At 73.4% G+C, this 19,146-nt stretch carries 21 protein-coding genes; 14 read left to right on the top strand and 7 right to left on the bottom strand.

Annotated elements, in window-relative coordinates; genetic code table 11:
• The first annotated feature begins 18 nt into the window (after positions 1 to 18).
• Complete coding sequence (locus tag ACFYT9_RS06200) at positions 19 to 1,110, top strand: DUF1996 domain-containing protein (RefSeq protein WP_376605325.1); 1,092 nt, start codon at positions 19 to 21, stop codon at positions 1,108 to 1,110.
• Between the two features lie 101 nt (positions 1,111 to 1,211).
• Entirely contained in the window at positions 1,212 to 2,630 is a 1,419-nt protein-coding gene (locus ACFYT9_RS06195) for a GH1 family beta-glucosidase (protein ID WP_389161656.1), read from the top strand.
• 231 nt (positions 2,631 to 2,861) lie between these two features.
• Here ACFYT9_RS06195 and ACFYT9_RS06190 read toward each other — a convergent pair whose 3' ends face one another.
• Both ACFYT9_RS06190 and ACFYT9_RS06185 read right to left on the bottom strand, forming a co-directional pair.
• Positions 2,862 to 3,431 carry an HAAS signaling domain-containing protein gene (locus ACFYT9_RS06190; protein WP_389161263.1) on the bottom strand — a complete coding sequence of 190 codons (570 nt, stop codon included), beginning with the start codon at positions 3,429 to 3,431 and terminating at the stop codon, positions 2,862 to 2,864.
• The gene (locus tag ACFYT9_RS06185; protein WP_387275438.1) at positions 3,428 to 3,799 is read right to left on the bottom strand and encodes a PadR family transcriptional regulator; all 372 of its coding nucleotides are present in this window, start codon (positions 3,797 to 3,799) and stop codon (positions 3,428 to 3,430) included. Before ACFYT9_RS06185 ends, ACFYT9_RS06190 begins: the two co-directional genes overlap by 4 nt.
• Positions 3,800 to 3,934: 135 nt before the next feature.
• Between ACFYT9_RS06185 and ACFYT9_RS06180 the strand changes: the two genes are divergently transcribed.
• Together ACFYT9_RS06180 and thpR are read left to right on the top strand one after the other, a co-directional pair.
• Entirely contained in the window at positions 3,935 to 5,014 is a 1,080-nt protein-coding gene (locus tag ACFYT9_RS06180) for a hypothetical protein (RefSeq protein ID WP_387275440.1), read from the top strand.
• A 254-nt stretch (positions 5,015 to 5,268) separates the two neighbouring features.
• Positions 5,269 to 5,850, top strand: a complete 582-nt coding sequence (gene thpR / locus ACFYT9_RS06175; protein WP_389161261.1) for an RNA 2',3'-cyclic phosphodiesterase — start codon at positions 5,269 to 5,271, stop codon at positions 5,848 to 5,850.
• Between the two features lie 18 nt (positions 5,851 to 5,868).
• Here the strand turns inward: thpR and ACFYT9_RS06170 are convergent, their stop codons facing one another.
• Positions 5,869 to 6,747 carry a maleylpyruvate isomerase N-terminal domain-containing protein gene (locus tag ACFYT9_RS06170; RefSeq protein ID WP_389161260.1) on the bottom strand — a complete coding sequence of 293 codons (879 nt, stop codon included), beginning with the start codon at positions 6,745 to 6,747 and terminating at the stop codon, positions 5,869 to 5,871.
• A gap of 201 nt (positions 6,748 to 6,948) precedes the next feature.
• On the opposite strand from ACFYT9_RS06170, the gene ACFYT9_RS06165 reads away from it, so the two are divergent.
• Complete coding sequence (locus tag ACFYT9_RS06165; RefSeq protein ID WP_389161258.1) at positions 6,949 to 7,332, top strand: ankyrin repeat domain-containing protein; 384 nt, start codon at positions 6,949 to 6,951, stop codon at positions 7,330 to 7,332.
• A gap of 50 nt (positions 7,333 to 7,382) precedes the next feature.
• Positions 7,383 to 7,631, top strand: coding sequence for a hypothetical protein (locus ACFYT9_RS06160; protein ID WP_389161257.1), 249 nt, complete (start codon positions 7,383 to 7,385; stop codon positions 7,629 to 7,631).
• Between the two features lie 163 nt (positions 7,632 to 7,794).
• Here the strand turns inward: ACFYT9_RS06160 and ACFYT9_RS06155 are convergent, their stop codons facing one another.
• Positions 7,795 to 8,925, bottom strand: coding sequence for an Lrp/AsnC family transcriptional regulator (locus ACFYT9_RS06155; RefSeq protein WP_389161255.1), 1,131 nt, complete (start codon positions 8,923 to 8,925; stop codon positions 7,795 to 7,797).
• Positions 8,926 to 9,004: 79 nt separating this feature from the next.
• On the opposite strand from ACFYT9_RS06155, the gene ACFYT9_RS06150 reads away from it, so the two are divergent.
• The 8 genes from ACFYT9_RS06150 to ACFYT9_RS06115 all read left to right on the top strand — a co-directional run bounded on the left by ACFYT9_RS06150 (position 9,005) and on the right by ACFYT9_RS06115 (position 17,373).
• Entirely contained in the window at positions 9,005 to 10,213 is a 1,209-nt protein-coding gene (locus ACFYT9_RS06150) for a M20 family metallopeptidase (protein ID WP_389161253.1), read from the top strand.
• Entirely contained in the window at positions 10,210 to 11,934 is a 1,725-nt protein-coding gene (locus ACFYT9_RS06145) for an MFS transporter (protein ID WP_389161251.1), read from the top strand. The genes ACFYT9_RS06150 and ACFYT9_RS06145 overlap by 4 nt, the downstream gene beginning before the upstream one ends.
• 543 nt (positions 11,935 to 12,477) lie before the next feature.
• Positions 12,478 to 13,146, top strand: coding sequence for an aspartate/glutamate racemase family protein (locus ACFYT9_RS06140; protein WP_389161249.1), 669 nt, complete (start codon positions 12,478 to 12,480; stop codon positions 13,144 to 13,146).
• A gap of 65 nt (positions 13,147 to 13,211) precedes the next feature.
• On the top strand, positions 13,212 to 13,988 hold the full coding sequence (locus tag ACFYT9_RS06135) for a hypothetical protein (protein WP_389161247.1): 777 nt from the start codon (positions 13,212 to 13,214) through the stop codon (positions 13,986 to 13,988).
• An 85-nt stretch (positions 13,989 to 14,073) separates the two neighbouring features.
• Positions 14,074 to 14,397 (top strand): SH3 domain-containing protein, encoded by a 324-nt coding sequence (locus ACFYT9_RS06130; RefSeq protein ID WP_387276839.1) that lies wholly within the window; start codon positions 14,074 to 14,076, stop codon positions 14,395 to 14,397.
• A 647-nt stretch (positions 14,398 to 15,044) separates the two neighbouring features.
• Entirely contained in the window at positions 15,045 to 15,497 is a 453-nt protein-coding gene (locus tag ACFYT9_RS06125; RefSeq protein WP_389161245.1) for a hypothetical protein, read from the top strand.
• An 855-nt stretch (positions 15,498 to 16,352) separates the two neighbouring features.
• Positions 16,353 to 16,883 carry a matrixin family metalloprotease gene (locus ACFYT9_RS06120; RefSeq protein WP_389161243.1) on the top strand — a complete coding sequence of 177 codons (531 nt, stop codon included), beginning with the start codon at positions 16,353 to 16,355 and terminating at the stop codon, positions 16,881 to 16,883.
• 1 nt (position 16,884) lies between these two features.
• Positions 16,885 to 17,373, top strand: a complete 489-nt coding sequence (locus ACFYT9_RS06115) for a hypothetical protein (protein ID WP_387276847.1) — start codon at positions 16,885 to 16,887, stop codon at positions 17,371 to 17,373.
• A 12-nt stretch (positions 17,374 to 17,385) separates the two neighbouring features.
• Here ACFYT9_RS06115 and ACFYT9_RS06110 read toward each other — a convergent pair whose 3' ends face one another.
• The 3 genes from ACFYT9_RS06110 to ACFYT9_RS06100 form a co-directional block, all read right to left on the bottom strand.
• Complete coding sequence (locus ACFYT9_RS06110; RefSeq protein ID WP_389161242.1) at positions 17,386 to 17,517, bottom strand: hypothetical protein; 132 nt, start codon at positions 17,515 to 17,517, stop codon at positions 17,386 to 17,388.
• Between the two features lie 135 nt (positions 17,518 to 17,652).
• The gene (locus ACFYT9_RS06105) at positions 17,653 to 18,318 is read right to left on the bottom strand and encodes a hypothetical protein (RefSeq protein WP_389161240.1); all 666 of its coding nucleotides are present in this window, start codon (positions 18,316 to 18,318) and stop codon (positions 17,653 to 17,655) included.
• Positions 18,319 to 18,661: 343 nt separating this feature from the next.
• Positions 18,662 to 19,057 carry a VOC family protein gene (locus ACFYT9_RS06100; protein WP_389161238.1) on the bottom strand — a complete coding sequence of 132 codons (396 nt, stop codon included), beginning with the start codon at positions 19,055 to 19,057 and terminating at the stop codon, positions 18,662 to 18,664.
• Positions 19,058 to 19,146 lie beyond the last annotated feature (89 nt).

The following is a 19,146-nucleotide window of genomic DNA, read 5'->3' as shown; positions in this document are numbered from 1 at the left end:
CCCACTGAGGAGATCCCCATGAGATCGAGCCCCAAGCGGCTCCCGGCACTTCTCGTCGGTACGGCCCTCATCGCCAGCGTCCTCGGCATCGGCACGATGGCCCAGGCCACGGACCCGGAGAACGGCATCCCGCCGGCCGTCGCCGCGGCCGCCAACCACGTCGGCCACCAGATGGCCGCCTCCACCCAGGCATCGGGCGACGACGCCGACGGAGACGGGTACATCCCCGCGAACCCGCCGGTCACCGGCGTCACCCCGTCCACGGACACCCCGCCCCCGGCCTACCACCACGAGTTCCAGGCCGGCTGCGCCGTCAGCCACACCGCCCCGGACGACCCGATCGTCTACCCGGGCCAGTTCGGCAAGTCCCACGACCACACGTTCATGGGCAACACCTCCACCGACGCCGCCAGCACCACCGGCTCGCTCTACGGCGGCACCACCACCTGCAAGGCACCCGCGGACGCCTCCGCGTACTGGATGCCCTCGCTGTACAAGGGCGACCAGAAGATCCTGCCCGTCGGCCCGCAGGTCATCTACTACAAGGCGGGCGTCACCGACTACCGGAGCGTGCGGCCCTTCCCCAAGGGACTGCGGTACGTCGTCGGCAACCCGATGCAGACCGAGCAGGAGTTCCGCGGCCACAAGGGCTTCGTCGAGGGCTGGGAGTGCGGTGACAGCTTCTTCAACTCCGACATCCCCGCCCACTGTCCCGAGCGGCCCGACGTCCAGCTCAACCTGCGCATGCAGGCGCCCAGCTGCTGGAACGGCCTGCACCTCGACACCCCCGACCACAAGAGCCACATGGCCTACCCGGTGGTCAAGCCCGGCACCAACGACAACATGTGCCCGGCCTCCCACCCGGTGGCCCTGCCGATGATCGAGTTCAAGATGGCGTGGCCGGTCAACGGCGACATGAGCCAGGTCCGCCTGGCCAGCGGCCGCGGCTACTCCTTCCACTACGACTTCTTCAACGCGTGGGAGGAGCGCACGCTCAAGGCCCTGGTCGACCACTGCATCAACGGTGGTCTCCAGTGCGACACGCGGGGCTTCGACCTGTACCGCCCCGAGCGCGGCACGGTGCTGAACGCCGACCACCGCCTGCCCTGACCCCTCACCCACCCCGTACGGGGCGGCCCGGACGCCCGATCGCGGCGCCCGGGCCGCCCCCGTGCGGCCCACACCCGGAGGTGCCCGTGCCGTCCGCCGACCTGTCCGCCGCCACGCTCTCGCCCGACCGCTTCCCCGCCGACGACGCCCTGATCGCCCGGCTCCCGCCCGGCTTCCGCATCGGCGCCGCCACCTCCGCCTACCAGATCGAGGGTGCCGCCGCCGAGGACGGCCGCACCGCCTCCATCTGGGACACCTTCTGCCGCGTGCCCGGAGCCGTCGACAACGCGGACACCGGGGACACCGCCTGCGACCACTACCACCGCATGCCCGAGGACGTCGCCCTCATGGCGGAGCTCGGCCTCGACACGTACCGCTTCTCCGTCTCCTGGCCGCGCGTCCAGCCCGGCGGACGCGGCCCCGCCAACGCGAAGGGACTCGCCTTCTACGACCGGCTGACCGACGAACTCCTCGCCCGGGGCATCACCCCCTGGCTCACCCTCTACCACTGGGACCTGCCGCAGGAGCTCCAGGACGCCGGCGGCTGGACCGCCCGGGACACCGCCCACCGGTTCGCCGACTACGTGGCGCTCGTCCACGACCGGCTCGGCGACCGGGTCACCCACTGGACGACCCTCAACGAGCCGTTCTGTTCGGCGGTCCTCGGTCACGTCGAGGGCGTCCACGCGCCCGGCGGGCGGTCCCTCGCCGACGGCGTCGCCGCCGTGCACCACCTCCACCTCGCCCACGGCCTCGCCGCCCGCAGACTGCGCGCCGACGCCCGACGCCCGCTCGACCTCGCCGTCACCCACCTCCTCGGCACCAGCGCCCCCGCCACCGACACCCCGGCCGACCGCGAGGCCGCCCGCCGCGCCGACGCCTTCGGCTTCCGCTTCTACCTCGACCCGATCCTGCGCGGCGCCTACCCGGAGGACCTGATCGGCGACCTCGCCGCCCATGGGATCGAGATCCCGGTCCGCGACGGCGACCTGGCCGCCATCGCCACCCCGATCGACACCCTCGGCGTCAACTACTACCGCTCGATGCGCAGTTCGGGCACGGACGAGAACGGCGCGGACACGGACGCCCGGGGCCGCCCCGTCACCCGGGGCCTGCCGCACGGCGACCTGCCGGTCACCGGCCTCGGCTGGGAGGTCATGCCCCACGACCTCACCGACCTGCTGCTCCGCATCGCCCGCGACTACCCCGGCACCCCCATGGTGGTCACCGAGAGCGGCGCCGCCTACGAGGACGCTCCGGACGCCGGCGGTTTCGTCGACGACCGGGACCGCACCGCCTACCTCTCCGCCCATCTCGCCGCCGTCGCCCGCGCCCGCGAGGCCGGCGCCGACGTCCGCGGCTACTTGGCCTGGTCGCTCCTCGACAACTTCGAGTGGGCCTACGGCTACGCCGCGCGCTTCGGCCTGGTCCGCGTCGACTACGACACCCAGGCGCGCATCCCCAAGCGCAGCGCCCACTGGCTCCGCGACACGGCCGTCCGCGTCCGCGGCGGAGCCTGAACCCGGCGACCGCGAGGAGTAGGCGGCCCCGCTCCGGTGGCTCGGCCCTGGCGGCCCCGCACCGGCGGCCCGGCCCTGGCGGCCCCGCTCCGTTGGCCCGCCCCGGGGTTCCGCTCCGGGGTTCCGCACGGTGGTGCCGGTTCGGGGGTTTCCGCACCGGTGGCCCCCCGCTCCGGGGTTCCGCACGGTCGTGCCGCCCCGGGGCTCCGCACGGTGCCGCTCCGGGATCCGTCAGTCGCGGAGTGCCCGCAGGAGGGTCAGCACGCCGGAGACCGGCACGCCGACCGCGAACACGCCGATCAGCAGTACCTCCACCGGGCCGAGCCGGCCGCCGGCGAGGAGCAGCCCGCCGAGGACGAGCAGCGCCGGCACGGCCACGGCCGTGGCCGTGCCGATGAGCTTGTGCCGGGCGCTCCACAGCGGCGTCTTCCACAGCAGCGCGATTCCGATCGCCAGGACGAGCGTGCCCGCGAACGGGGAGGCCAGGACCAGCAGGCCGCCGAGCGCGGGGAGCACCGCGACGAGCCGGCCGACCTGACGGCCGGAGAGCGGGCCGGTCGGCGCGGGGGCGGCGACGGCGCTCGGTTCCTCCTCCGCGAGGGCGGAGGCGGCCACCGTACGGGGGTCCCCCAGCTCGGCGAGGACCGCGCGGATCCCGGCGTCGTCCCGGGCGTCGCTCACCTCGATGTGCTCGCGCAGGTCGGCGAGGAGTTCGGCCCGGCGGTCGGCCGGGAGCGGGGCGGTCTCGCGGGCCACGGAGTCGAGGTAGGCCGCGACGAGCGGGTGGTCGATGGCGTTCATGCGGGGTCCCCCTGCGGGTCGTTGAGGAAGTGGTCGACGGCGTTCCGGAAGTGCGGCCACGCCCCGGCGAACTCGGCGAGCGCGGTCCGGCCGAGGGCCGTGAGCGCGTAGTAGCGGCGCGGCGGCCCGCTGGGGGACTCGCGCAGCTCCGTGTCGACGAGCCCCTCCCGCCGCAACCGCGACAGCAGGGGGTAGATCGTGCCCTGACTCGTGGTCATCACGCTGACCGCGGCGAGTTCGGCGAGGAGTTCCACGCCGTACTTCGGTTCGTCCCTGAGCAGCGCGAGGACGCAGTACTCCAGCACTCCCTTGCGGAGCTGACTGGGGACCCTGCCCCCCGCCTCGTTCTTTGCGTTACCAGGAACCATGCAATGCAAGATAGCGCCGACCGGTGCCCGCGACAAGCCGCGCCCCCGCCGAGCCCGGGGGGCACCCGTCGGGAACCGGCCGCCGTGGCCGAACGTGTAACAGGGGACGGATGCGACGGGACGAGGGGAGACACGGTGGTCGCCAACGAGGCGAGGATCGACGGGGACAGCCTGCTGCTGGGGGACGGGGTGCGGGTGCGGTTCGTCCGCACGCTCCGGCTGCCGGAGACCGGGACGCACGGCCTGCCCCCGGGGCTCGGCACCTTCCCGCTCCGCCGGGTCGAGGACCACCTCGACACCGTGCCCGAACAGTGGCGCGCCAAGGGCGGCGTGATGATGCCGGTCTACCTCCGCGAGGCGATGTGGCTCAGCTTCGCCGGCAGCCCGGAGCCCACAGCGCTCCAGGTCGGCGTCGGCAAGGTCTGCGCGATCTCCGGCGAGAAGTGGACCGGGCGGCTCTCCCGGCGCCCGCAGAACTACGTGGTGCTGCCCCGCCAGCCGTGGCTCGACGGCATCAACTCGGGCAAGGGCACGGTGCGTCAGTTCGTCGCCGTCCCGCTCGGCATGGGCGCCACCGTCGAGGGCCAGGTCACCGGCGAGGAGACCGTCGGCGGCCTCCAGCTCCAGGCGTTCCCGCTGGCCCCGAAGCCCCGTGCCGCCTGGCGCGAGGAGCAGCGTCGGCTCGCGGAGGAGCGGCGCCGCCAGGCCGAGGAGCGGGCCCGGCTGCTCGCCGCGGGCCCCCCGCCCGCGCCGTCCTTCGGCGGCTACGGCGGCGCCCCGGCGATGCCGATGGCCGCCCCGGCGGGCGCGCCGCGGGCCGCCGCCGCGATGGGCATCGGCGCGGGCGGCACCATGCGCCAGGAGGTGTACAAGGACGACCGTCCGGCCCGGGACTGGTCCGACACCGCCGACGCGCGCGTCTTCGTCCATCTGGTGACCCCGCCCGAGTGGCGCCGCATCACGGGCGAGGAGCCCCCGCCGTCGCCCGTCGACCGCGCCGCCTACACGCGCGCGGGCCTGCCCTGGTACGACTACTTCGACGCCGACGGCACCGACCTCGCCCCTTCCGGCCCCCTCGCCGACGTGAAGCCCGTGGGCGAGTGGCTGGGCGACGACCTCGACCCGTGGACTCCGCCCTCTCCGTACCAGGTCAAGCCGCTCGGCCCCCCGCCGCCCCCGCCGGGCGGCGCGCCGATCGCGGACGGCGACTGGTGACGCGCAGGGGCTGATCAGCCGGAACGGGGGCCATGGCCGGCGGTGTACGGGCGGCATCCGCCGGCACGCCGGGGCCGTGGCCGGTGGTACGGGGCATCCGCCGGTACGGAGAGCGGGGCCGGCCCCCGTACGCGACCGGTCGCCATCGCCCTCGTACACGACCGTCCGCCATCGCCCCCGTACACGACCGGCGGCCCCCCCCGTACCGGGACCCGCCCGCGAGGCTCGGGCCGCGGCACGGTACGAAGAGTCCTGTGAACGACTCGACCCAGCCCGCCACCATCCGCGCCTTCATCGCCCTGGCACCGCCCGACGACGCCAAGGACGAACTCGCCCGCGCCCTGGCACCCGCCTACGCGGCCCACCCCGGCATGCGCTGGAACCGGATCGAGGACTGGCACATCACCCTCGCCTTCCTCGGCGAGCTGCCCACCACCGCCGTGGCCCTCCTGCACGACCCCCTTGCGGAGCTCGCCGCCGCCCGCCGTCCCCTCGACCTCTCCCTCCGGGACGGCGGCCACTTCGACTCCCGCGTCCTGTGGAGCGGCATCGACGGCGAGGTCGCCGGCCTGCACCGCCTCGCCGACGAGGTCCGCACCCTCGTCAAGGAAACCGGCATCCCCTACGAGGGGCGCCCGCTGCGCCCGCACCTGACCCTGGCCCGGGCCCGGCGCGGCGACCTCAGCAGCGTTCCGGACGCGGCCGGCGTCCTCGACGGCTTCACCGGCCGCCCCTGGCCGACCGCCCGCCTCCACCTCGTCGGCAGCGACTACGCCCGGGGCCCGGCCCCGGTCCGCTACCAGGACATCGACTCCTGGCCCTTCACCGGCGTCTGACCCCGGACGACCCCGGCCTCACGGCGCCGTGATGAGCTCGCTCAGGCGCGTGGCGAGCCACGGCCTGCGGCCGCCGGCCCGCATCCGGCCCAGGGCGATCGCCTTCCAGAGCGGCATGCGGCCGAAGGAGACGAGCAGGAACGCCGCCGGGGCCGCGGTGATCCGGCAGTCGTACGGGCGGGGCGCCGGGTCCCGGGTCACCGTGGCGGCACCGTCCTCCACCACGACGGCGAGCCGCGGGCCGCTCTTCAGGGCGAGGTCGAAGGCGATGCGTACCCCGCGGGCCTTCTCGGCGTCGAGGGCGAGCGGCATCATCGTCACCATCGCCTGCCCGATGACCAGGGACGCCTCCTCGGAGGTGAGGGCCCACGGCCTGCGCGCACCCCGCGCCATGTCGAGACCGTGGACCAGGGTTTCGCTGAGCATCAGGCCCGTCGCCGCCGCCAGCGGGACCGTCCGGCCGGGCCCGTACCAGGGCGAGGGCACCGGCGTGTCGGGTGCGAGGCCCGCCGAGTCCCGGAGGAAGGCGGCGCCACGCCCGGCCAGGATCGCGCCCAGCCGCTTCCGCTCCGCCCCGGCGACGAGCCCGACGGACAGGGCGTTCACGGCGGCGATCCGTTCGCCGAACGTCCCGTCCCGCCCGGCCAGGACGGCGTCCCAGTCGATGCCCTCGGTGGCCTCGCCGCTCCGCGCGTCGGGGATCGCGGCCCCGTACGCCAGGTACACGGCGGCGAGATGCGCCCCGACGTCCCCGACGGACCACACCGGCACCCCCGACGGCACCTCCAGGTCGCCGATCCCGTCCGTCAACGCGACCAGCCGCCCGATCGCGGCCTCCAGCGCGACCCGCGTCCGCTCGTGCTCGGCCACCGGATCGAACGCCGTGACTGCACCCATGCGATTCCCCCAAGGCTGTGGACGGGCCCGCACGTTACCGCTCGGTAGGGTGCGGGTGGAAGAGGCCGCGCGTGACGAACCGGGCACGGCTCGGGGAGCCGTCCCGTGCGGGATGATCATCCGCATGGGCGAGCAGGGCGAGCAGGGCGAGCAGAGAAAGCCGACGTTCAGAGTGAGCAGGACGGGCAGGGCGCGCAGCACGTGCAGGACGGGCCGACCCACCCCGCGGATCTGCTGGTCGAGGCCGCCCGGGACGGCGACACTGCGACGGTGGAGCGGCTCCTGCGCGAGGGCGTCGCACCCGACGACCCGGGCGGCGGGCGCGTCATGGCGCTGGAGGCCGCCGTGCACCCGGGCCACGCGGCGGTGGTCGACCTGCTCCTCCGGGCCGGTGCGGAACCGGCGCGGCTCGTCGGGGAGTACGACGGCGACCAGACCCCGCTCACCATCGCCGTCGGTCGGGGGCACACCGACGTGGTACGGCTCCTGCTCGCCGCGGGCGCCCCGACCGGCCCCCAGACCCGCTTCGGCTGGGTCCCCCTCGTCCACGCCGCCACCGGCACCCTCGGCGATGCCCTGCCCTGATCGACCTGCTCCTGGAGTTCGGCGCGGACCTGGAGGAGCGGCGGCATGACATGACCCCCCTCGAATGGGCGGCCGGCATGCCCCGTACCGACGTCGTCCACCACCTCCTCGCCCGCGGCGCCACCCCGACCCTCCAGGCCCGCGACCGGGCCGTGCTGTGGGGTGCCCGGCGCAACCCGGAAAAGATCGCGGTCTTCAAGGAGATCGTCGCGGCCCTGGGATCCGCGGCCGCGGCCCGGCGGGCGTCGGACACCCCCACCGACCCCGGCGCTTCCCGGGGGGCTTCGGTCCTCGGCTGACTCACACGTCTCCCGGGCCTCCGAACAGCCGCTGACTCACGTCTCCAGGAGGCTTCGATCACCCGCTGTCTCAAGCGTCTCCAGGGGGCTTCGGACCCCTACTGACCCAAGCGTCTCCAAGGGGCTCCGCACACCCGCTGGGCCAGGTGTCTCCCGGAGGGCTTCAGGCCCCCGCCGACCCCGCCCCCGATGCAGCCTGCCGTCGCGGGGTCCGGAGCCGGTCGAGGAGCGCGGACTCCGCGGCCTCGGAGCGCGCGTCGCTCCACTGCCCGAGCGGCACCGCCCGCAGGTGTCGCCCCCGGGGATCGAGCAGATGACCGCCCAGCTTCATCGGCCAGAGCGTCAGAGCCCGGTCGGTGACCACCAGTTCGGGGAAGCGCTCGGCCAGCCGCGTCTCGAACGGCGCGATGTCGTCCACCGACCGCAGCCAGGCCGCCAGCAGCAGGTTGTACGGCCCCGACAGCGACGCGCACAGCCGGATCTCGCGCAGCGCGCTGATCCGCTCCGCGAGCCGCGGCGCCCGGCTCTGCGGCACCGCCGCCCACAGAGACACCGACACCGGCCACCCCGACAGGGCCCGCGCCACCTCGCACCGGTACACCAGCGCGTGCTCCGCCTCCAGCCGGTCGAGCCGCCGCCGTACCGTCGTCGGACTGAGCCCGGTCCGCTCCGCCAGCCGCGCCGCCGACTGCCGCGGATCCTCGCTCAGCACCCGTACGAGCTCCAGATCGCGCTCCTCCAGCAGCCGACCGCCCCCGGGCCGGGCCGGACCCGGCCGGTCGGGGCCCGCGAGCCGCCGCCGCTGCTCCTCGGTCAGCCGGTCCAGCCGCCACCGGCTCCCCTCGGTGTGCAGGGTGGTCGCCACCTGCGTCCGGGACGCCGCCACCCCGGCCAGCGCGCCCAGCCGGAAGCCCACGTACCGGGCGAGCTCGGCCTGGTCGGCGAAGACGGCGGTCACCAACAGGTCCCGGCCGCCGCTGACGTGCTCCAGATTGAACACGTGCGGATCCTCGGCGATCTCCGCCGCGACCTCGTGCAGCCGGCCGGCCGCGCAGTCCACCTCGATGAAGGCGACCACGGCGGGCGCCTGCGCCCGGACCGCCGGATGGACGCTGATCCAGGCGTTCCCGGCCCGGGTCAGCCGCGCCCAGCGGCGCGCCACGGTCGAGGCGTCGAGCCCCAGCGCCTCGCCCACGGTCTGCCAGTCGGCGCGCGGAGCCACCTGGAGCGCCGTCACCAGCAGATAGTCCAGCTCGTCGAGCACGCCCACCACTCCGTTCCCGAAACGGCTCATTCGCGCAAACGATCACAGCACTTCGGCGGATCCCTGCAAGCGCATCGCGTTCATCCGGCGGATCGGCACTATACCCGGCATGTTCACGCACAGCGACGCCCTGGCAATCGCCGACCCCCTCATCGCCCTGCGGCACGACCTGCACCGCGAGCCCGAACTCGGCCTCGACCTGCCGCGCACCCAGCGCGCGGTCCTCGACGCCCTCGCCGGACTGCCCCTGGAGATCACCCTCGGCGAGCGGCTCACCTCCGTCACGGCCGTGCTGCGCGGCGGCCGTCCGGGACCCGCCGTCCTCCTCCGCGGCGACATGGACGCCCTCCCCGTCCAGGAGGACACCGGCGTCCCGTACGCCTCCGAGGTCCCCGGCCGCATGCACGCCTGCGGCCACGACCTGCACACCGCCGGACTCGTCGGCGCGGCCCGGCTGCTCGCCGCCCGCCGCGACGAACTCCCCGGCGACGTCGTCCTCATGTTCCAGCCGGGAGAGGAGGGCATGGGCGGCGCCGGCCTGATGATCGAGGAGGGCGTCCTCGACGCGGCGGGCAGCCGCGTCGTCGCCGCGTACGCCCTGCACGTCACCTCGACCCTGCTCCCCACCGGATACGCGGCCGTCCGCCCCGGCCCCATGCTGGCCGCCTCCGACTCCGTCACCCTCACCGTCCGCGGCGCCGGCGGCCACGGATCCGCGCCGCACTCCGCGAAGGACCCGGTGCCCGCCGTCTGCGAGATGGTCACCGCCCTCCAGACGATGGTCACCCGCACCGTCGACGTGTTCGACCCCGCCGTCCTCACCGTCGGCTCCCTGCACGCCGGCTCGGCCGGCAACGTCATCCCGGAGACGGCCGTCCTGGAGGCGACCGTCCGCTCCTTCTCCACCGCCACCCAGGCCGCCGTCCGCGCCGGTTTCGCCCGCGTGGTCCACGGCGTCGCCGCGGCCCACGGCGTCGAGGCCGACCTCGACTACCGCGAGAACTACCCGGTCACCGAGAACGACCCGGCCGAGGCCGCCTTCGCGCTCCGCACCGCACAGGGACTCCTCGGCGCCGACCGCGCCTTCGAGGCCCCGCGCCCGCTCACCGGCTCCGAGGACTTCTCCCTCGTGCTGCGCGAGGTCCCCGGGGCCTACCTCGGGATCGGCGCCTGCCCGCCCGACCGCGATCCCGCGACCGCCCCCATGAACCACTCGCCCCAGGCCGTCTTCGACGACCGCGCGGTCCTCGACGCCGCCGTGCTGCTCGCCGAACTCGCCGCCCGCCGCCTCCAGGAAGCCGCCGAGGAGCCCGCGTGACCGCCTCCGACCTCCCCTCCTCGGACCGCCCGGGCGCCGACGTCCCGACCTCGGACCGTCCGGCCGCCGACCGCCCGACCCCGGGCCGTGCGGCCTCGGACGTCCCGACCCCGGATCGTGCGGCCTCCGACGCCCCCACCTGCGACCGCACGGCCTCCGACGGCTGCGCCTCCGACCGTCCGACCTCCGATGGCTCCGCCTCCGACAGCTCGGCCCCCGACGGCCCCGCCTCCGCCGGCCCGGACACCGCGACTCCGGACACCGCGACTCCGGAGGCCGGAGACGGCGGAGTCGGAGACACCGGTGCCGGATCCGTCCGGGCGGTCGTCGGGCTTCTCGTCCTCTTCGAGCTGACCAGCGGCTTCCTCCAGGGCGGCATCGCCCCCCTGCTTCCGGAGATCGGCCGGGAACTCGGCATCCGCGACGCGGACCTCACCTGGGTGCTCTCCGCGCAGCTGCTCGCCGCCGCCGTCAGCGTCCCCGTCCTCGGCCGCCTCGGCGACCTCCACGGACACCGCAGGGTCCTGCGCTGGGCGCTCGCCTCCGTCGCCGTCGGCACCCTCCTCGTCGCCCTCGCCCCCAACCTGGAGGTGCTGCTCCTCGGCCGCGTCCTGACCGGCCCGCTGGCCGCCCTGCTGCCGCTGGAGATCGCTCTCGTACGCGACCGGCTGCCGCTCGGACCGGCACGTTCCGCCATCGCCCGGCTCGTCGGCGCCCTCGCACTCGGCACCCTCCTCGGCGGTGTCCTCACCGGAGCCGTCCACGAACTCACCGACGACGTCCGCCTCACGCTCCTCCTGCCGGTCGTCCTGGCCGTCGCCTGCGTCCCGGTCTCCTTCCTCGCCATCCCCGAGTCGCGCCGCCTCGCCCGAGGGCGGCTCGACCTGCCCGGCGCCGTCCTGCTCAGCGCCACGATGCTGCTCCTCCTCTCCGGCGTCTCGGCCGCCCAGGACGACGGACCCGGGCCTTCCGCCCTCATCCAGCTCGGCCTCGCGGTCCTCCTCGGCGTCGTCTGGACCCGCGTCGAACTCCGCACGGCCGAACCCCTCGTGGACGTCCGGGCGCTCGCCGACCGCCGAGTAGCCCCCTTCTTCCTCTGCGCGTTCGCCTTCGGCGTCGTCTACTTCGGCGGCCAGGCACCCGACGCCACCTTCCTGGCGGCAGACCCCGCCACCACCGGCTACGGCTTCGGGCTCTCCGCCCTGTCGATCTCCCTGGTGGCGCTCCCGGCCGCGGCGACGGCCGTCGTCACCGCCTCCCTCACCGCCCGCATCGCGGGCCGGACCGGCTACGTCCCCGCACTCGCCGGCTCCTTCGCACTGGTCGCGGCGAGCTTCCTGACCACCGCCGTCCTGCATACCGCGATCTGGCAGCTCGTCGCCGCGAAGATCCTCGCGGGACTCGGCCTGGGCGTCGCCCTCGGCGCCATGCCCACCGTGATCGCGGAGGCGAGCGACCCCTCCCGGACGGGAGTCACCACCGCCCTCTACAACAACGTGAAGACGCTCGGCGGCGCGGTCGCCGGCGGCGTGATGGCCGCCGTCCTCACCGCGTCGGCCACGCAGGCGTCCGACACCCCGGCCGCATCGGCGTACGTCACGGTCTGGCTGATCTGCGCGGGCGTCGCCGCCGCGGCCGCCGCCCTCACTCTGGTCGCCCGCCGCACCGCACCCCCGCGCGCGGCGGTACGCGCCACCGACCGGACTCCCGCGGCCGGTTGAAACAGGTGCGGCCCCGCCCTCCGACCGGAGGTCGGGGCCGAGAGCGGGGTGACATCTCCACGACCCGGGAGGTGGGGAGCGGCGCCCGCGCTGATGAGCAGCTCCACGATCTCCTGGTACGCCGGCGTGCGCCCTCGCCGAGGATGACCGCCTCCAACAGCGGGGTCCAGCCGAGACAGGCATCATCGGAACCCAGCCGGTCACGCCGGTGAGCAGCCACGCTGTGTCCTCCCCACGCCTTTGGGCTGGCGCCCGCCGCGACCGGGGCCCGGCGCCGTCACTCCGCACGACGGACCGAAGGGCCAGGTACGCGGGGAACATGGGGCTCCTCCTCGGGACGGCCCGGTGACGCAGCGCGTGGACGCCGACCCTGACGCCCGCCCGCACGGACGGGTGTGCGCGTGAAGGCATGCCCAGCTCCTCGGCGCCCTGTTCGTCGGCCTCGCCGTACTCGTCCAGTTCCCGCCGGAGACGTCCGCCCGGTCCAAGGAGCGCGAGGACGAGGACGAGAATGGGGGACATCGTGGAGAAGGAGGCGGGCGCATGACCCTTGTGGCACTCATCAACCCCAACACCGACGGGGCCACCACCGTGATGATGGCCGCCATCGCCCGTCGCGTCCTGCGCCCCGAGGACGGCTACGACGTCCATGGCGTCACCGTCGCCGCGGGACCGCCGATGCTCGTCGACGAGGAGGTGCTGCGTGCGTCGGCGGGCCATGTCCTCGACGCGGCGGACCGCCTCCTCGCCGGACCGGCCGGCGACCGCGTGGCCGCCTTCGTCGTCAGCGCCTTCGGCGACCCGGGCGTCGAGGACCTCCGCGCCCGTACCTCCGTCCCGGTCGTCGGCATCGCCGAGGCCGCGATGCGGGAGGCGGGCGCGGCGGGCCGACGCTTCGGCATCGCCACCACCACCCCCGGACTCGCCGCCGCGATCGACGCCCGCGTCACCCGCCTCGGCTGGTCCGCCCAGTACACCGGCATCCGCCTCACCCCCGGCGACCCCCGCCGACTGGCCGCGAGTCCGGCCGAGATGACGGAGCGGCTGGCCGAAGCCGTCGACCGCTGCGTGCGGGAGGACGGCGCGGCGGCGGTCGTCATCGGCGGCGGCCCCCTGGGCGAAGCCGCCGAAGCCCTCCGCCACCGCTTCCAGGTCCCGGTCATCGGCCCCATCCCCGCCGCCGCGCGAGAGATCCACCGCCTCCTGACGTGACCCGTACCCCTCCCCCCCGAACACTCATCCCTCGAGCACCCTTCCCCCCCCCAAAGGCCCCGACAGTGACGACCACTACCACCACCGGAGACCACGGCTTCGGCGCGACGCTGGGGAGGTTGCTGGACCACCGAGGGCTCGGCGCGCGGGACGCGGCCGACCGCGCCGGAGTCACGGAGGACGAGCTCCGGGCGGTGCTGGCGGGGGAGACTCCCGGACACGCGCTGCTGCGACGCCTCGGCCCCGCGCTGGGCTTCCACGCCGTCGACCTGTTCGTCCTCGCGGGGCAGCCGGTCCCGGACGACCTGGCGCCGCTGGACGCCGAGGCCGCGTCGTCGGTGACCAGCATGGTCACGGACACGGCGCGGCTGCCCGAAGCGCAGCGCAAGGAAGTCCTCGACCTGGCGCGCGCCCTGCCGCAGGAGGAACGACGCGCCGCCTTCGCCCCGAAGCTCCGCGCGCCCCTCGTCGACGGACCGGGCGGCTGGGTCGTCCGCATGTTCCTGCACCGCAACCTCGACTGGCGGGGCATCGCCCACGCGCTCGCGTACGTGACGCCCACCTACCTGTCGCCGCCCACCTACGGCGTGATCGGTGCCGGGGGCAAGGAGCTGACCCCGCACCTGGTGACGGACTGCGCGGCCGTGCTGGGCATCGACGCCCGCGAGCTGGCCGTCATGACGGGTGTGGTGCTGGACCGGCCGCCGACCCCGCCGTCCCCGGAGGCCAGGGACGCCGCGGCATTGGTGTGGGAGGCACGACGGCTGTCGGCCGGTCAGGTCCACCACGTCTCCGAAGCGGCCCGCATGCTGCGCGAGGACCACCAGGACGGTGAGCGGTAGGGCGCCAGGCCCGGGAGGGTCGCCCGTACGGGTGAGATGCGCGCGAGGTCCGTGACCTGTCCCGGGGAGGACGGTTTGCGGGGGCATGCGCATGACGTCGATGCTCGGGGTGGCGCTCACGGCCGTGTTCCTGGCAGCCGTCGCCGGTACCCCCGCCGCCCCCGGAGGGTTCGATCCGTGCGGCTACGAGGCCGCCGGCACGCTCCACCTCCGCGACGGTCCCGGCGCCTCGCGCGCCTCCCTCGGCGCCCTGCGCACAGGCGACGACGTCACCGTCCTGCGGGAGTCCGGCGACTGGTACCGAGTGCGCCTCGACGACCGCGCGCGGACGGGGCTGCGCGCCGGTACGGAGGGCTGGGCCCCCAAGGCGGACATCGAGCCCCTCCGCTGCATGCGAGCGGACGGCTAGTACTTGTCCGGGCGATCACATGCGGAGCCAGAGGTTGAGAGCTGCGACGCCGGCGCTGCCGAGCGCCGCGATGCCGTCCGGCTTTCATACGCGGTCGTCCCAGGCCAAGTCCGGGCCCTTTGAACCCGGAGCGCGGGGGCGTTCGCAGTTGTTCTTCCGCGGCCCGAAACGGTCGGGCAGGTCACGCCACTGCGCACCGGTCCGCACCCGGTGCAGAACCATGACATGAAGAACGACCAGGACAGACGGCACCTACAAGATCACATGAACCCTGATCCCCACCTCGTGACGAAGTGTGCGTATCCGTCCGGGACCTCGCTCACCTGAAGGTCGGACAAGAACGACGTCACCTTGTGCGCGTCGGTTTCGATGCGTCCCTCGTGAAAGTCGATCCCGAAAGCCTTCGACCAGTGGCGGGTAGCCTCGGAGACTCAGGAAGGAGGCTGGCTCTCGGGTACAGGTCGTGCCAGTTCACGCCGCAGACGTATCCGTCGAGGTCGGCGCCAGACTCGTGGGCGAACAGGCCGCTGGGCGGCACTTTCGAGGACATCTGCTCGACCGGAACGCACCGTGAAAGGAATCATGGGCGAGTGACGTCGACCGAGGCAGCAGCAATCGCTCTACAGGACCATGCCGCCCTGTGGAGTGTGGGGGAGATCAGTGCGAGCGAGGTGGTCGATTCCGCCTGCGACGCGCTCGTCGCCGGACTCGACACCCCCACCCTTCGGATCCTCGCCGCCTGCACGCGCGCCGAGGCGGACTACGACGTCCACGACCTGCTTCCCCCGGCACTGGCCGAACTCGGCCTCACCCTCCACCCGGTCGGCGGCGCGGCTGGCCAAGAAGCCGCCGTACGGGCGCTCGCACGGCGCATGCTCGCCGGCGAGTTGAAGCCCTGGGAGCTGACCTTCCGGGTTCACCGTCGCTACGGGCACGAGCTGTCCCTGACTGAGCGGCTCGCCGAGCTCGATGACGCGTACGGCATGCTCGAACCCGGCGACGAAGCAATAGCTCAGGTCGATGCAGAGGTCACGGCCGAAGCCCGCCGCCTCGCAGCCCACCCCGTGCCTCCCGCCGAACCCACTGCGTCGCCCCGCTGATGCACACGGACCGCCCGGGCATGCCTTTGCCTTCGAAGGCCCGGGTGGGGTCGGAGAACCTTTCGCGTAAGCGGTCACGACGTCATGCGCTGCGCGCGCGTCACGTGGTGGCGGCCATCATCCACACGAAGATGAGGCCGGCCGTGGCGGCCCACAGCAGCAAGGTCCCGATGGTGGCTGCCACACGTATCAAGGGGTGACGGACAACGGAACGGAGGGATTGCCGGGGCTGTCCGGTCCCTGCGGCGCAGCGTCAGTGTGGCGCCCTCGTGACGGAGAACTGCGCCGCCGCCACGCAGGACAGGGACAGACGGTGTGATCGACATGGACGTGATCGAAAGGGGTGATCACTGGCGCTGAAACGGCACTCGCCGGGTAGACGGCCGGTCCGTGAAGCATCGTCACACGGGACCTACAACCGTCCTCGCCACAGGGCTCTGCCCTCGTAGGCCGACGCCATCGCCCCTACACCGACAGCGCTCCGCCCGCTTGCAGCCGGCGTAGTCCTGGGCGGCGGTTTTGCTGTACTTCACGGCGGACGCCTGGCGGCCGTCGCGGCCTTGCTGGGTTCAGGTGAGGCGCTAGTCGTCCATGGCATGCTCCCCGGTGTGTGGTGGTGGGTGCCCGGCGGCGGTATCGGTTTCGAGGTGAGGGGGCGCCGCCGGGCCCCGTCAGGGTGTCACGGCGGTCTGACGACGCCGTTTTCCGTGTTCGCGGACTGGCCGGGCTGTCCGCTCGCTCCGATACCGGTGGCAGGTGCCCCCGCCGGCATGGCAAGTTCACGCCAGGGTGCATAGGGTACTCGCTACGCTACACAGCGTGAGATCGCATCGGTTACCCTTTCTCCTTTTCGCGATGGCTCTCGTGCTGTTCGCGAGCGCGCCGGGTCCGGCGTACGCCGTCGTCCAGCCCGCCCCGTGCCTCGACGGAGTGAGAGAGACGAAGGGCTTCTCGGCCGTCGACGACGGCGAGATCCGCTGGACCGACAAGACGTCCTACGACGACGCCCGCACGTTCGCCATCAAGGCGTGGCAGTACCGGGGCTCGAAGATCAAGATCGTGGAGGATTCCGCGATCACGTCCAACGACGTCGAGTTCAAGGACGCCGACCTCGGCACGAGCGCCGGCGCCCCGCTCGGCCGCTACGAGCGCCATGGGTCGATCGGGGCGACGGACTACATCATCTTCAACAGACAGAAGCTCCGCGGCGCCTCCAGGGATCGGCTCCGGTACGTCGCCCTCCACGAGCTCGGGCACGCCCTGGGGCTGTGCCACAAGAGCGACGCGATCGTCTCCCTGCTGTGGAAGAACGCTCCGTCGCCCGGCTACGAGTTCACCTGGATCCCTGACGTCGACAAGGCCAACTACAAGAAACTGTGGGGCTGAGATGAACAAGCTCGTGCTCGGAGCCGCCACCGTGGCTGCCGTCGCGGCCGGCGCCGGCGCCTTCGCCTACTTCCAGCAGGACGACCCGACGCGGGTAGAGTCGCTGTGCGCGGAGACCCGCTCGGACGCGGCCGAGGCCGCCCGCGCCCAGAACCTCGCCCTGGTCGACGTCCTCGAACCCGGCCGGTTCGTCGACAAGGGCAACGACACCGGCGTGCAGACCTTCAAGACCCGTACGCTCGCCGTCTTCAAGGGGACCCTCCCGCCCGAGGCGGAGATCGGACTCCCCGAGGGCGCGGCCGCGCAGGTCCAGGCCGGCGGCCGGTACGAAGTGTCGGTGATCGGCCCCGAGGACGGCGTGTGGCTCGCCCGCTTCACCCGGCCCGTCCCCGCGGACCAGTCCACAGACGTCGTCGGCGCGCACTGGAAGAAGGAGATCGACCGGGGCTTCGCCGAAGCGCCCTGCACCGACATGACCACCGCACCTTAGGGAGAGGCGGCCTCACCACCGTCCGGCCATCCGGTGGTCCGTATACGCCCCGCCCGTCGTCGCCACGGCGGCCGGGTCGGCGAGCTCGGTCAGCGCGTGCACGCACGCGTCCATCCGGTCCTGCTCCACCTCCCCTGAGTCCATGGCGGCAGCACGGGCCCCGGGGTAGTCCAGGCGGTCACGGCCGTTGTGAAGCCTGCCGTGATCGACCGTGAGCCCGTCGGCACGGCATGCGTCGCCGACACGGCCCGGGACCCGGCTCTGTCGTCGGAGACGGGGTCACCAGTCGACGTGGTCGGTGATCCACCGGTTCACGTCGTCGGTGTTGTGCGCTGTCGGCAGATCCGGTGCGCAGGTCAGCGGTGTGAGGGACAGTTGGAGGTGGGTGAGGTAGCCGTAGGGGCCGTTGTCGGCGTGGGGCCCGAGGACAAGGGCATGGGAGGGGGTGCGCCAGATGCGGTGGGTCATGGCGGGACCGGTCACGACCGCCGCGTCCGAGACGATCGTGCGTTCCGGCGTGGACCCCAGGCATGCGGTCACGGCCTGAGCGGCGCTCGTCAGAACGCTTTCGCAGTCCTCCACCGTGGCCGGTCGTTTCCCGGTCCAGCCCGGCAGTTTCTGCCAGTCGTCCAGGATGGGGAACAGCCATGGGCCGTTGGTCATCTCGTCGTAGTCCTCGTCGACGGGGTAGACCTCGCCGAAGACCAGGAAGTGGCGTGTGTCAGGGAACCCGAAGGGTATGAGGCGCTCGCTGAACAGTACGTGTCCGTGGTCGGTGAGCAGGGATTCACAGACGAGATCGTCCGCCCAGCTCCATCCGCGCCGCTCCAGCACTTCCTCGACGGCATCCTCAGGAACCTGCGGTTCGGACAGGTAGTCGATGAAGTCAGCGATCGCTACGACTGTCAGCGGTCTGTGGGCCAGGGCATGGACGTGAGCAGACACCCCCACACCCTAGACCTGCTCGGCAGGCTTCCCGTGGCTTGGGAGAGTTCGTTGCCGTGGACGGCGAACCCGCGCTTCCGGCAGGCAGCGGGCAACCCGTGACCGGGCGGCGAGGACGCCGTCAGAGGCCCCGGCAAGAGCCGCCCGGACTGTCAGCCCAGCTGCACTGACAACCGTCCATTTTCGGGCGACTTCGCATACCGCCCGGAGACCCTCAGTCGTCACTCACTCCGTGGCCGGTGCACGAAGGCTGAGCCAGAACCTCCAACACCACGATCGCCCCGCCCCATGCCCACAGGAGCGACTCGCACACGGGGTAGTGACATGACCGGCCGGGCTAGTCCTAGGGTGCGTCCCCGTCGCTCTGCCCGGCGCGGTCGGAGTCGCTGCGCAGGACGCAGAACTCGTTGCCCTCGGGATCCGCGAGTACGGCCCAGCCCGCACCTTCCGGCTCCCGGAGATCGTTGACCAGCGTCGCGCCGAGGTCGAGCAGCCGCTCGACCTCCGCGTCGCGGGTGGACGTCGGCCGTAGGCAGAGATGGATCCGGTTCTTGCCGGTCTTCGGCTCTGGCACCTCGTTGAAGTACAGCACGGGACCGCCCGGCAGCGGTACCTGCGTCTCGCGTGCCCCCGGCTCGCCCTCCGGATCCACCGGGGCACCCGTCACCTCGCTCCAGAACCGCGCCAGCGCGTACGCGTCCGCGCAGTCGATCGCCACATTCTGCACCACTGAGATCATGTGGTGATCTTGCCGGAGGCGTGCCCCGTCCGCCACCAGCCTGCGGGGTGCCTCGGCGGTACGGCGCCCGCGGACCCGGGCCCGGGTCC

Origin of the sequence: Streptomyces sp. NPDC004435 (genome assembly GCF_042873895.1) — a bacterium.
Lineage (GTDB): Bacteria > Actinomycetota > Actinomycetes > Streptomycetales > Streptomycetaceae > Streptomyces.
Note: the sequence above shows the minus strand (reverse complement) of the source record. Positions and strands in the feature narration are given on the sequence as shown.

Coding starts and splice junctions, on each gene's coding strand:
- ACFYT9_RS06200 (WP_376605325.1), top strand. CDS start 19: ATGAGATCGAGCCCCAAGCGGCTCCCGGCACTTCTCGTCGGTACGGCC.
- ACFYT9_RS06190 (WP_389161263.1), bottom strand. CDS start 3,431: ATGAACGCCATCGACCACCCGCTCGTCGCGGCCTACCTCGACTCCGTG.
- ACFYT9_RS06185 (WP_387275438.1), bottom strand. CDS start 3,799: ATGGTTCCTGGTAACGCAAAGAACGAGGCGGGGGGCAGGGTCCCCAGT.
- ACFYT9_RS06170 (WP_389161260.1), bottom strand. CDS start 6,747: ATGGGTGCAGTCACGGCGTTCGATCCGGTGGCCGAGCACGAGCGGACG.
- ACFYT9_RS06160 (WP_389161257.1), top strand. CDS start 7,383: ATGACCCCCCTCGAATGGGCGGCCGGCATGCCCCGTACCGACGTCGTC.
- ACFYT9_RS06155 (WP_389161255.1), bottom strand. CDS start 8,925: ATGAGCCGTTTCGGGAACGGAGTGGTGGGCGTGCTCGACGAGCTGGAC.
- ACFYT9_RS06150 (WP_389161253.1), top strand. CDS start 9,005: ATGTTCACGCACAGCGACGCCCTGGCAATCGCCGACCCCCTCATCGCC.
- ACFYT9_RS06140 (WP_389161249.1), top strand. CDS start 12,478: ATGACCCTTGTGGCACTCATCAACCCCAACACCGACGGGGCCACCACC.
- ACFYT9_RS06130 (WP_387276839.1), top strand. CDS start 14,074: ATGCGCATGACGTCGATGCTCGGGGTGGCGCTCACGGCCGTGTTCCTG.
- ACFYT9_RS06120 (WP_389161243.1), top strand. CDS start 16,353: ATGGCTCTCGTGCTGTTCGCGAGCGCGCCGGGTCCGGCGTACGCCGTC.
- ACFYT9_RS06115 (WP_387276847.1), top strand. CDS start 16,885: ATGAACAAGCTCGTGCTCGGAGCCGCCACCGTGGCTGCCGTCGCGGCC.
- ACFYT9_RS06110 (WP_389161242.1), bottom strand. CDS start 17,517: ATGGACTCAGGGGAGGTGGAGCAGGACCGGATGGACGCGTGCGTGCAC.
- ACFYT9_RS06100 (WP_389161238.1), bottom strand. CDS start 19,057: ATGATCTCAGTGGTGCAGAATGTGGCGATCGACTGCGCGGACGCGTAC.